The sequence below is a fragment of the Novosphingobium sp. FG137 genome, assembly GCF_057809735.1.
Window position 1 is genome coordinate 363,771 of sequence record NZ_JBMDKN010000005.1, and the last position, 12,332, is coordinate 376,102.

At 64.8% G+C, this 12,332-nt stretch carries 10 protein-coding genes; 6 read left to right on the plus strand and 4 right to left on the minus strand.

All coding sequences use genetic code 11. The features are described 5' to 3' along the window. Positions 1–20: 20 nt before the first annotated feature. The 3 genes from ACODS2_RS16290 to ACODS2_RS16300 form a co-directional block, all read right to left on the minus strand. A complete protein-coding gene (locus ACODS2_RS16290) occupies positions 21–1,928 on the minus strand; it encodes an ATP-binding protein (protein ID WP_488999774.1) in 1,908 nt (635 codons plus the stop codon). 51 nt (positions 1,929–1,979) lie between these two features. Further along, complete coding sequence (locus ACODS2_RS16295) at positions 1,980–2,516, minus strand: heme NO-binding domain-containing protein (RefSeq protein WP_488999775.1); 537 nt, start codon at positions 2,514–2,516, stop codon at positions 1,980–1,982. Positions 2,517–2,691: 175 nt separating this feature from the next. Beyond that, positions 2,692–3,234: a heme NO-binding domain-containing protein gene (locus tag ACODS2_RS16300; protein WP_488999776.1), complete on the minus strand. Its 543-nt coding sequence runs from the start codon at positions 3,232–3,234 to the stop codon at positions 2,692–2,694. A gap of 179 nt (positions 3,235–3,413) precedes the next feature. Here ACODS2_RS16300 and ACODS2_RS16305 point away from each other — a divergent pair, with 179 nt between their 5' ends. After that, positions 3,414–4,196 (plus strand): phosphatase PAP2 family protein, encoded by a 783-nt coding sequence (locus ACODS2_RS16305; RefSeq protein ID WP_488999777.1) that lies wholly within the window; start codon positions 3,414–3,416, stop codon positions 4,194–4,196. 12 nt (positions 4,197–4,208) lie between these two features. On the opposite strand, the gene ACODS2_RS16310 is transcribed toward ACODS2_RS16305, so the two are convergent. Then, on the minus strand, positions 4,209–6,221 hold the full coding sequence (locus ACODS2_RS16310; protein ID WP_488999778.1) for a TonB-dependent receptor: 2,013 nt from the start codon (positions 6,219–6,221) through the stop codon (positions 4,209–4,211). Positions 6,222–6,449: 228 nt separating this feature from the next. Here ACODS2_RS16310 and ACODS2_RS16315 point away from each other — a divergent pair, with 228 nt between their 5' ends. The 5 genes from ACODS2_RS16315 to ACODS2_RS16335 all read left to right on the plus strand — a co-directional run bounded on the left by ACODS2_RS16315 (position 6,450) and on the right by ACODS2_RS16335 (position 12,328). Next, positions 6,450–7,079: a DUF6644 family protein gene (locus ACODS2_RS16315; protein ID WP_488999779.1), complete on the plus strand. Its 630-nt coding sequence runs from the start codon at positions 6,450–6,452 to the stop codon at positions 7,077–7,079. Next, positions 7,076–7,894 (plus strand): DUF6644 family protein, encoded by an 819-nt coding sequence (locus tag ACODS2_RS16320; RefSeq protein ID WP_488999780.1) that lies wholly within the window; start codon positions 7,076–7,078, stop codon positions 7,892–7,894. The genes ACODS2_RS16315 and ACODS2_RS16320 overlap by 4 nt, the downstream gene beginning before the upstream one ends. 179 nt (positions 7,895–8,073) lie before the next feature. Continuing rightward, positions 8,074–9,408 (plus strand): SMP-30/gluconolactonase/LRE family protein, encoded by a 1,335-nt coding sequence (locus ACODS2_RS16325; RefSeq protein ID WP_488999781.1) that lies wholly within the window; start codon positions 8,074–8,076, stop codon positions 9,406–9,408. A gap of 38 nt (positions 9,409–9,446) precedes the next feature. Further along, positions 9,447–11,900, plus strand: coding sequence for a TonB-dependent receptor (locus ACODS2_RS16330; protein ID WP_488999782.1), 2,454 nt, complete (start codon positions 9,447–9,449; stop codon positions 11,898–11,900). 11 nt (positions 11,901–11,911) lie between these two features. Then, complete coding sequence (locus ACODS2_RS16335) at positions 11,912–12,328, plus strand: DUF6152 family protein (RefSeq protein WP_488999783.1); 417 nt, start codon at positions 11,912–11,914, stop codon at positions 12,326–12,328. The last annotated feature ends 4 nt before the right edge of the window (positions 12,329–12,332 follow it).

Below are 12,332 nucleotides of genomic sequence, written 5' to 3' on the forward strand. Positions count from 1 at the left end.
ACTCCGTAAAAGCGGCGCGCTCAGCGGCAGACCGATTTGATGGCGCGGTAAAGCTCGTCGAGGACGATCGGCTTCTTGACGACGCCGATCGCGCCGGCTGTCATCATCGGCGCGAGTTCGTCCCGCCCCGAATAGGCGGTGAGCGCGATGATCGGCGTGCGGCTGACCGCGCCCGGGATCGCCTTGATCCGGCGCGTCGCCTCCAGTCCATCGAGCACCGGCATGCTCATGTCCATCAGGACAACATCGAACTTCCCGCGCCGCACCGCCTCGACCGCTTCCTCGCCGTTGGTGACAAGCTCGACATCGCAGCCAAGCTTGCTAAGCATGCCGCGGGCCACGATGCGGTTCGTTTCGACGTCTTCCGCCACCAGCACGCGCAGCCGCCCGCCATCGAAGCGGCGCAGGCGTTTTTCCTCTTTCTGCTTGGCCGCCGTCGGCCCATCGACCTCGACAAAGGGCAGCTCCACCCAGAAGCAGGAGCCAACGCCGCCGGGCCCGACCTCCACGCCGATACTGCCTCCCATCAGCTCGACGATGCGGCGGCAGATCGCAAGGCCGAGGCCCGATCCGCCCGCCTGAACGTCTGCGGTGTGCAGCTGTCCGAAATCCACGAAGATTTCCGCCCGTCGCTCGGGCGGAATGCCGATGCCGGTATCGATCACCTCGAAGCGGAAGCGGTCATCCGCAACCGGACCGACCCGCACGCGGATCCCGCCGCGCCGGGTATACTTGACGGCGTTGCTGACGAGGTTGTCGATGATCTGCCGCAGCCGGTAACGGTCCCCCACGATCCATTCCACCATCGGCCTGTCATGTCCGAATGCTGCGCGCTCCAGTTCGAGCGTGAGCCCCTTGTGGCGCGCCGCGCGCGCCCAGAATCCGATGGACGTGCCAAGGAACGTCCCCACTTCGAGCGGGAAGGCTGCAAGCGTCAGCTTCCCGGATTCGGCCTGCTCCAGATCGATGATGTCATCCAGCAGCATCCGCAGCTGATCGCCGCTAGCCCGCATCAGCCGTAGCATTTCATGCTGGCTCTCGCTGAGGCCGGCATCGTCGAACAGTTCGAGCATGCCGATAACGCCGTTCATCGGCGTGCGGATGTCGTGGCTCATCATTGCGAGAAACCGGGTCTTGGCGGCATTCGCCCGCTCGGCCACTTCCCGCGCGGCGCGCAGTTCAACCGCGAGTTGCTCCAGTTCGCGCATGCGGCGCTGGTCGCGTTGGCGCAGGGCTTCGGATTCGTTGGCCGCCTCGATTTCGCGCGTGATGTCCTGCACCGTGATGAACACCAGCGCGCGGCCGAGGTCCTCGTCGATCGAAGTTTCGGCAAGCGCCCGGATCATGCGATTGGCTTCGCCGTCACTCTGGCCGGCGATGCGAAACTCCAGCATGCGGTCGCAATCGGCCAGATGCGCGCAGCTCCCGCAAGCCTCGGTGCTGCAGATCTGGCTCACGCCATCCTGGTGACTGAACACTCCGCTGCGCTTGAGTTCCAGCGCGCGGGCCGTCAGCCGTTCGGACCATTCATACACCTTCTGGCGCTCTTCAGGGACCACCCGATCGAGCAGCGGGTGCGAGTTGCCCGCGCTCATCGCACCGTCGATCTCGGCAAGGCCGGGGAGACCAAGCAGGGCCTGGCAGTAGGGCGAAAGCTCGCCCTTGAAGGCCTCGGCATCCCAGATCATCGTGCCGAAGCCCGCCACGCGCTGCGCCTCAAGCAACTGGCGCGTGCGCTGGCCCAGTTCGATGCGCAGGCGCTCGCGCTTGGCCTTGAGCTGCTCGTTGGCTTGCGCCAGGACCCGGCTCTTGATCTCCAGCAGCGCTTCGGCCTGAGCACGTGCGGATTCCGAACGCGCAAGGCGGCGGCGCATCAGCGCCAGTTCCGCTGCGAGTTCTTCCGCCGTCATTGCCACTGCCGCATCCATGCCCATCACTACCCGTTGCGGACCGATTTCTACTGGTCTCCGGTTAATACCCTACTTGCGCTGCAGGATGAAGCGCGCCGCATGTGGCCCCGGCGTTTGCTCATCCCGCAGGATGAAAAGGTCATCACCGAAGTGATCAATGTAGCCCCGGATCAGGCCATGCGCGACTTCGGCGAACGGGCGGTGCGAGGCATAGCTGACGAGCAGGTCCTGCCCATCCACCTCGGCAATCACGCGCGGTGTCAGCGCATCGGGGTAGAGCTTGGTCACTTCCTTCTGGTGGATCCCGTCGATGGCCTTGAGAAAGCTGATCGCATCGGTGTAGCCGACGAAGAACTGCGGATATAGCGCGGCAAACCGCGACGAAAGCCAGTAGCCATAGGCATCGGCCAGAACATCGACCGGCTGGCCGGTGATTTCGATCAGCTGGCCGATCATGGCGAGGGCCTGCTCGTGGGGATAATTGCCGACGCTGGTATAGCTCCCTTCACCCGGAAGCTCCGCCTGTCCGATCATCCGATCGGCAATGGCCGGGGAATAGGTCTCCTCCACCCAATGGATGAGCTCGGAGAATATAACGCCCTTCATCTGGTTACCCCGAAGTGAATGCCGACCACCGGGGAACAAAGCAAGCAACGTGCCATGGCTCAAACGCCTTGGCACACAGGCAAAGGGGCGTTGCCGAGTGCAAAGATTCTTTGCAATTTGCACGGACAATCATTGCAATTTGCAACGATTTTGTTGCAAATTGCAATGAGGCAGGTCAGGCCGGAATTTGCGAAATCGTAAACCGCGCGGACTTGCCGCTGGTATCCAGATCCTCGCGCGCAATTGTATGGTGATTGCCGAAGTGCGCCACGAACCCCTCGATCAACCCGTGCGCCAGCGGCGCGAAAGGGCGGTGCGAGGCATAATCAAGCTGCATCCCGCCCGCGATGACGCTCGAATGAACCTGCGGCGGCTGCGCTTCGGGATAGAGCCGCGTCACTTCCTCGTGGATGTGCGGCCCCACGCCTGCCAGCAGGCTTTCCGCATCGGGATAGACCCCAACCAGTTCGGGATAGAGCGTCACAAACCGCCCGGCGAGCCAGTATCCATAGACGCGGGCCAGATCGCCAAGCGGTTCGCCGGTCAGTTCAGCCAGCGCACCGAAAAGCGCCAGCGCCTCGCCATGCGGATAGTTCCCGACCGACGTGTAAGCGCCGTCGTTCGGAACGCACGATTGCACGATCATCTGATCGACCATTTCCGGTGAATAGGCATCCTCCGCCCAGGCCAGCATCTCGGAAAAAACCAGTCCCTTCATGCCGCGCAGATCGCATGCCAAGTGTTACGTGACAAGATGTCCGCTGGAATTGTTACGGTTAACGCAGATTGGCATGATTTATGCTGATTGCCAGGAGTGACGTTGAAGCGTTGCCAGACCGCCCCCGCCCGCCATGCCGCCGCCGGGCGAAACCGCTTCGAAGACAGGACAGACTACACATGGACGAGACCATTTCACGCATCATGGCCCTGCTGCTGGGCCGCGCGCCCGGCTTCGATGCCTTCATGCTGACGGTATCGGCCAGTAACCTCCTCAAGGGCGCGGCGCTGATCGCGGCGGCCAGCTGCTTCTGGATTGCCCCCGCGGGAGGGGCAACACCGGGCAACCGCATCGGCCTTGCCGCCGATCGCGCGATTCTGGCCTCCGCTATGCTGGCAAGCTGCGTGGGCGAAGTCATCGCGCTGGCGCTCGCCAAGCTCATGCCCTTCCGCCTGCGCCCCTTCCTGCAGGAAGACCTCGCCATGCATGTGCCGCAAGGATTGCGCGATCTGGCTCCCAGGATGATGGAGCAGAGCTCCTTTCCCAGCGATCACGCGGTCCTGTTCTTCGCGATGGCCACAGGGCTCTTGCTGGTGAACCGCCGCGCCGGGTGGCTGGCCTATGCCTACGTCGCCACTGTCATTGCCCTGCCGCGGCTCTACCTCGGGCTGCATTTCGCATCGGACATCCTTGTCGGCGGCATGATCGGCGTGATCGTGGTGCTCGTCGGCGTCCGCCTGATGGCCGACAGCGCGCCGATGCGCTGGCTTGCGGCCCAGACGTTCGAGCGGCCGGTGCTGGTCAATCCGGTGCTGATGCTGATCACCTTCCAGATTGCGACGATGCTCAGCGACATGCGGGACTTCGCCGACCTTGCCGGGCATCTGACCGGGCTGGACGACGACAGGCCCCAGATCACGGCCTTGAACACGGCGGCATCTGGCACAGCGCACACGCTGTAGGGAACCGCGCGATCATAGCCCGATCTTCACCCCCACCCGCAAGGTGCGCGGTTCGACCACGCGGCTGAGGCGGCCTTCCACCGGGGCGGCATCGAATGCGGGTATGTATGACTCGTAGTAATACGCGATGTCCTTGTCGCGGCTGTTCAGCACATTGAGCAGATCGGCATAGAGTTCGATCCGCCCCAGCTTGCGCGCGGCGCGCAAGTTGAACACGGTGCTACCCTTGTCGCGCACCGAATTGTCCTCGACGAGCGGCGAAGGGCCAAGGTGGCGCATGCGCAGCGCCGCTTCCCAGCCGCCGTGAATGAACGAGACACCCGCCGAAGCGGCATTCTCGAAGGCATTGGGGATATGATCGCCATTGTCATAGCGGGCGTGACTGGCGGTGAAGTTCGCATCGAGCGCCAGCCACGACGCGGGCCGCCAGAACCCGACGAGTTCGATCCCACGGCGGTGGCTCGCGCCAGATGGCTCGACCGCGTTGGAATCGCCGACGAAGCGCAGCTCGCTGGCGACATTGAGTGCCCACCATGTCGCGGTAAACGTTGCGGTGCCGCGCTGGAGGCGAAGGCCCGCCTCGTGCCCGCGCCCGCGCACCAGCAGTGGCACGCGGGCGGCGGCGTTGACTGTGCCGCGCGCGTCATTCGAATGAAAGCCCTCGCCCCAGTTGAGGTAGAGTTCGGCCCAGGGTGCGGGGCTCCATGCGGCGGCAAGTTTGGGTGAGGCAAGGGTCTGGCTGGCGGTCCCCTGCCCCAGCGCAGCAGCCTCGGGATCGCGCGCGTGGACCGAGGCATGGTACCAGTCGCCGCGCAGCCCGGCGGTCAGGCGCAGGCCCGGCAGCGGGCGCAGCGTGGCCGCGCCCCACAGCGAGGCCGAGGCCTCGGAGAGGCGGTAGAACCCGAGCGAGCGCACGAAGCGGCCCGCCGAGGCCTGCCCAACGCCAACGTTGCTGACGTCATCGTAGCGGTTTTCGGTGCCGAGGCTGAGCTCCAGCGCGGGCGAGAGCGTCCATGCCCGCTCACCTTTCAGGCCATAGACCATGCGGCGGTCGAACTGGTCGATCTGCGCACTGGCGCCGCGGGCATCGGCATAGGTCGGATTCGAGAGCATCGACCAGTCGTAAACCTGCGCATAGGCATTTATCCGCCAGCCCGGCGCGGAGAGCGCGGCGTTGGCAATGATCCGGGTCGTCTCGCCCCGTGCGGTGGGATCGGGCGAGCAGAACACGTCCGCGCAGACAGGCGAGCCGATGATGCGTTCGGGGATCTGTTCGGTTGGCCGCCAGGTGGCGCGGTAGGCATGCAGGGTGAGCGCGAGTTCGGATGCTCCCACCGGGCCCAGCCACTTGGCGAAACCAGCATAGTGGCGCAGGTGTTCCGGCTGCTGCCACGGCCCATCATAAGCCTTGGCCTGCAACGCAAGTGTGAGCTTGCCGGTGCCTGCGGGCAGCGTCCCGCCACTCGCCAGCCGCCGCCAGCCATAGCCGCCGCCCTCTACCGAGATCCACGGCGCATCGAAGCCCTTGATCGTGGACATATAGGCCGCGCCAGCAAGCGCGAAATCGCCGCCATCGGCGCGGTAGGGGCCCTTGCGGAAGGTCTCGCGCTCGATCACCTCGGGGATGAGGCCGTTGAGGTCGAGATAGCCTTGCCCGTGCCCGTGCGAGCGCAGGTTCATCTGCACGTCGTCGATATAGGTGGTGAAATCCGATCCATGATCGAGATTGAACCCGCGCAGGAAATACTGGTTGGCCTTGCCGCTGCCCGAATGCTGCGCGGCGACCATGCCCGGGATCGCCTCAAGCAGTTCGGACACCTTGAGCAGCGGGCGCACCAGCAGGTCCGCGCCGGAAATGCTGCCCTCGCTGGCGGCAGCGGCGGTGCCAATGCGCGTCTCGCCCCGGCCGAACACGACGATCTGAGGCGGCGTGTCGGCCGCCCCTTCCGCCTCATCCGCATGGGCCGGGAGCGCGGCGAGTGCCGTTGCCAGCGCCGCAAGCACGGCCAAGGCCGGCGCGTTCATGTCTGATCGCCCCATCATGCACGCGGCTATGAACCAGCCGCCAGCGCTTGCCTTCCAACATTGCACTACAAGCTTGTGCGCAGCGGGCATAAGCACCGCCGGTGCCAAGCATATGCCAAACGCATTGTTCCGGTGCCCCCACCCCCGACTTAATTCTGAAGGCAGCCGCACGGTGCGGCGCTGCGCCCATGCCTGATGGAGCGCGCGGGGTAGCGGGGCACGTATTCGATGATTTCCGACTGGCTGGCGGAGCTGCAATACCGGCTGGGCGCGACGCTCGATGCCTCGGGCAAGATCGTGCCCGATACCTCGTGGAGCGCGCAGCTGCTTTCCTCCGAGCGGCTGTGGATGATGATCGAAGGCACGCATCTGATCACGCTGATGCTGTTCGCCGGGACAATCCTGTTCGTCGATCTGCGCCTGCTCGGCATTGCGCTGCGCACGACGCCGGTTTCGCGCATATCGGACAGCCTGCTGCCGTGGACAGTCGGCGGTTTCCTAGTCCTGCTCATCACCGGCTCTGCGCTCTTCTTCTCCAACCCGCTGGAATATTACCACAATCTGGCGTTTCGCCTGAAGCTTGTGTTCCTCCTCGCCGCCGCGCTCAACATCTTCTGGTTCCATCTGCGCGTGCAGTCCAATCGCCCCGAATGGGATACTGCAGAGCGCCCGCCCGCCCGCGTCCGCGCTGCCGGGGCGACCTCGATCGCGCTGTGGTTTCTCGTCATCTTCGCCGGGCGCTACATGGCCTACGACTGGGTCACCTGCATGAACCCCGGCGCCTTCGTCAGCGCCGTGGCCCAGTGCGCGGTGCACGACGCCGCGCTCGAGAAGATCGACCGGGAGATCGCCCAGTGAGCCTCGTCGCCGCCATCAATTTCCGCGATCTCCTCCCCGCGCTCCAAGGCCCGCTCGATGCGCTGGCGCAGGTCGAGTTGATCAAGCAGCTCAACCAGACGACCTGGCTGTTCGCGATTGTCGAGACCTTCCACATTCTCTCCATGGTGGCGCTCGGCGGCGCGGTGCTCGTCCTTAATCTGCGGCTGCTCGGCGGTGCGCTGGGTGATGTGCCCGCCACCCGCGTCGAGCGCGCGACGCGGCCGTGGTTGATCGGCGGCACCATCGGGACGGTGCTCACCGGGCTCTACATGGGGCTGGCAACGATCGTTACGCTGCTGCCAAACGGTGCCTTCTTCGTGAAAATGATCGCGCTTGTCGCCGCGATCCTGCTCAGTCTGTCGGTCTCACGGCAAGTGCGCAGCGGCACGGGCGAAGCCACCCCGCCGCCCGTGCTGCTGGCGGGGGCCGCTATCGCGCTCTGGCTTGCCGCGCTGGTGCTGTTTGGCGTGACAAGCGTGTTGAGCTCGGGCGCGCTGCTCGTCGCGCTGGCCGGGTTTGCGCTATTCGCTGCCGTCCTCTCGGAATATCGCCGCGCCTATCTCGGTCTGCTGGCGCTGATCGCGGCGCTTGCCGTTAGCCTCACGCTCACCGGCAGCGACTCGGCAGGGCTTGTCGCGATCCTGCTCGCGCTTGGCGGGGCGGTGCTGACCGGCGCGCTCGAATCGCGCCACGCCGCCGCGCCCTTCCTAGCTGCGCCGCGCCTTGCCGCGTTTTCTTCCTCGCTCGCCTGGATCACTGTCGCTGCAGCCGGGCGCTGGATCGGCTTCAGTTGATTGAATTTATAGTGATGCTGAAACTCAATTTTTATTGACCGAGCATAGAACATGCTTCGGCCAATACTGTTTTTCGCACACGTAATCTGGACTAATAAGCTTATTACGAATCCTTGGTTTTCGTTCTTTCTTGAACCGTTAAGTGCCTCTCATTGATGTTTTTCTCAATGGGGGTCCAAGTGCAATTCACCATCAAGCCTGCTGCCACGTCCGGCCGTCGCACCATTTCGCTAATCGCGCTCGCAGCCGCGCTGGTTGCGCCACTTCCAGCTGCCACCGCCTTCGCACAAGAAGCCGCTGCACAGGCACCCGCGCCTGCTGCGCCCAAGCTTTCCAAGGCCCAGATCGATGCCCTGCTCACCGCGCCCGACAAGGTCGTGTTCATCGATGTCCGCCGCGCTGACGAGATCAGCGAGATCGGCAGCCTGCCGGTGATCCTCAACATCCAGATTTCCGAGCTCGACCGCTTCCTCGCCTACATCCCGCGTGACCGTCAGGTCGTGACGATCTCGAACCATGCCGGGCGCGCCGCCAAGGCTGCCGCGCTGCTCCTGGCCAAGGGCTTCAATGTTGCCGGCGCTATCGGCATTCAGGACTATATCGCCGAGGGCGGCGCGGTCTCCGGCCAGAAGATCGTGACGCCCGAGATCCCCGGCGTCGTCAAGGCGGGCACCCGCGTTGAAGTGATCCGCGAGGGTTTCGAGGGCACCGAAGGGCCCATCGCGCTGGCGGATGGCTCGGTGCTCTTCACCGAAAACCGCGCCGACCGCCTCGTGAAGATCGGCACAGACGGCACGGTCTCGACATTCCTCGAAAAAACCGGCGGCGCCAACGCTATGGCACTTTCGGCCAAGGGCGAGTTGCTCGCCGTGCAGACCGCTCCGTCCGCCATTGCCGTGCTGCAACCGGTGAAGAAGGTGCTGGCCGACAAGTTCGACGGCAAGCCGCTCAACCGGCCCAACGACCTCGCGCTCGCGCGCAGCGGCAACATCTACTTCTCGGATCCCGGCGCGCCGGCTGCAGCCGGCACCCCTCCCCCGCCGGTCCCGCCCAAGACCGGGTTCTACTGGCTCGACCGGAAGGGCAAGGTCCACCTCGTTGCCGACGATATCCGCCGCCCCAACGGCGTCGCCCTGAGCCCCGATGAAAAGACCGTCTATGTCGCCAACACGGCGGGCGAATATCTGCTGGCGTGGACGGTGCAGCCCGATGGCAGCCTGACGGCGCGGCGCGATTTCGTGAAACTCGCCGGCTTCAAGACCACTCCCAACGGCCCCACCAGCGGCGCGGATGGCATCGTCGTCGATCAAGATGGGCGGGTCTACGTCACCAGCACGCTCGGCGTCGAGGTATTCTCGCCCGAAGGCCAGCCGCTCGGCGTGATCAAGCTCGCCAAGCAGCCCCAGAACCTCGCGTTCGGCGGCAAGGACCACAACCAGCTCGTCATCGTCGGGCGCGGCTCGGCCTACCGCATCGCCACGCTGACCAAGGGTGTCGACCGCCCGGGCAAGTGACCCGGTGCGCACCCCTTTTGCAGAACAGGACCTGTATCATGACGTTCGTCACTCCGCCCGTGCGCTCGGCGCTCGCACTTTTGCTGCTATCCGCAGCGCCCGCCGCCTATGCTCAGGTTGCGCCAGCCCCTGCACCAGCCCCTGCCCCTGACGCCGCCGCAACCGACGCAGCCGTCCCCGATGCTGCCGCCGAAGCGGGCGAACCCATCGTGGTCACCGCGCGCAACCGCGCGGAGAACCTCAACGACGTGCCGATCCCGATCTCGGTGCTCGGCGGCGAGACCATCGCCCAGCAGCGCGCCTTCACGCTGGCCGACCTCACCCAGCGCGCGCCGGGCCTCACAGCAACGACTCCCAACGCGCGCCGCACGGGTGTTTCGCTGCGCGGCATCGGCAAGACCAGCGGCAACGACAACATGGAAGCCGCCGTCGGCGTGATCGTCGACGACGTGTTCCTCGGCCATGTCGGCATGACCTATCAGGACTTCACCGATCTCCAGCAGGTGGAAATCCTGCGCGGCCCGCAGGGCACGCTGCTTGGCAAGAACACCTCGCTCGGCGTGATCAAGTACACCAGCAAGGCGCCCTCCTTCACGCCTGAAGGCTCGTTCGATCTCGAGACCGGCTTCACCCGCCGCGCGTTCAAGGCGCGCGGGTCGTACTCCGGCCCGCTGGTCGGCGATGTCCTCGCCTACCGCGCCTCATTCTTCTTCGACAAGCAGGACGGTGACATCCTCAACGTCAACCCCGCGCTCGGCGGGCGCTGGCATGAACGCAAGCGCTGGGGCGGCCGCGTGCAGGTGCTCTTCAAGCCGAGCGACCGCTTCTCGCTGCGCCTCAATGCCGATCTCGCCGAAACCAACGAGAACAGCAACACCAAGCCCTTCATCATCGATCCCGCCACGCTGGACGATGGCTCGGTGCGCACCACGACCTATACCACCCGCCTCGCGCGCGGCTATTTCGGCGGGTACAAGCCGATCATCGGCTCGCTCGATACGATCGACGTCGATCAGGCACTGCCGCTGATTACGCGCAACCAGGGCGTTTCGCTGGTCGCGACGTGGGATGCGGGGCCGTTCGAGATCAAGTCGATCTCGGCGCTGCGCGATTTCCACTTTGATGCAAACAACGATAGCGAGCAAACACGCTTTGCGATCAACCGCGGCGGTACGCTGGTCGATACCCGGCAGCTCTCGGAAGAACTGCGCCTGTCCGGCAATCTGGGCCCGCAGATCACCTTCCAGACCGGTCTCTATTTCTACAAGATCGATACCGAGACCACGAGCCGCACGCTCTATGGCGCCGACGCCGGTGCATTCTATGCCACCAACGCCCAGTACCGGACGCTCAATTCCCCGGCCGGCCTTGCCCTCTTGCAACAGTCCCTGAAGGACGTCCGCTCGATCACCTATCAGAACCCGGTTTCCAACAGCCAGGCCGCCTTTGCGCAGGCCGACTGGAAGCCGCTTCCGGGCCTGACGATTACCGGCGGCCTGCGCTATACCCGCGAACAGAAGCGCAGCATCACCACCAAGGCGGCCACCTTCGTGGATGGCAGCGCGCTGGTTTCGACCGGCAATGCCACCGCCGATGCGATCCGCGCCGGTCAGCTCGGCGTGAACTACACCGATGTCCTCGGCGATCCGATCCATCAGGACTCGGTCGCCTGGCTGATCAACCCCAGCTACAAGCTCGGGCCTGATCTGCTGCTCTATGCCTCGGCCAGCGGCGGCGGGAAATCGGGTGCCGTCGCCTTCGACAACAACGGCAACCAGCGCAACGTCAACGCCGAGAAGACCACCGACTTCGAGCTCGGCCTCAAGGGGGATCTGCTCGATCACGCGCTCTCGTTCAGCGTGAACCTCTACTACACCAAGGTGCGCGACTATCAGGCAACCACCAGCATTCCCGATCCGATCTCACCGATCGGGTTCAGCTCGGTGCTCGGCAACATTCCGGGCCTGCGCGCGCGGGGCGTGGAATTCGAGGCTTCCGTGCGACCGGTCGAGGGTCTCACACTCAACCTCGCGGTCGGCTACAACGATGCCAAGTACACCGACTGGTCGACCGCAACCTGCCCGCGCAACGTGGTGACCACGGCGGCAACCCCCACCTGCAACAACACCGGCAAGCAGATCGTTGGCGCGCCGCTGTGGACCGTGATCACCGGCGTCGATTTCGAGCGCGAGATCGGGCATTCGGGCATTTCATTCCACGCCTTCGGGATCGACACCTACCGCACCAGCCACAATCTGGAGCAGCTGCTTTCGCCCTACGGGTTCCAGAAGGCCTATCACCTGACCGACGCGGGCATCGGCATCATCACCAATGTGGCCGGCCACAAGACCGAGCTCAGCGTTGTCGGCAAGAACGTGTTCGACACGAGGTACACCACCAGCGTCAACGATTTCAGCAACAATGCACCGGTTGGCTACGACGGGATCGGGCCCCGCCGCTACATCGGTCTGCTGCTGCGCACGAAGTTCTGAGGGAGGCCCGAATGTTCAAGACCAAGTCTCTGCTAATCGCGGCCGCCATGGCTGGTGCCGTGGCGCTGCCAACTGCCAGTTCTGCCCATCATGCCTTTGCAGCGGAGTTCGACAGCGCCAAGCCGCTCGTCCTGAACGGGGTCGTCACCAAGGTCCGCTTCGTCAATCCGCACAGCTGGATCTACATCGATGTGCGCAACAAGGATGGCTCGGTCACCAACTGGGGCTTCGAATTTGGCACGCCGAGTTCGCTGCGCGCCAGCAACGTGAGCCGCGATGATGTTCACGCCGGAGTGCCGATCCGCCTCGCGGGCTACAAGGCGAAGAACGGCGGCCCCTTCGGCTATGCTACCACCATCGTGCTCCCCGGCGGACGCAAGGTGCAGACAGGCAGCGCGCCCGATGCTCCGCCGCCGCCGGTGAGCTGATCCG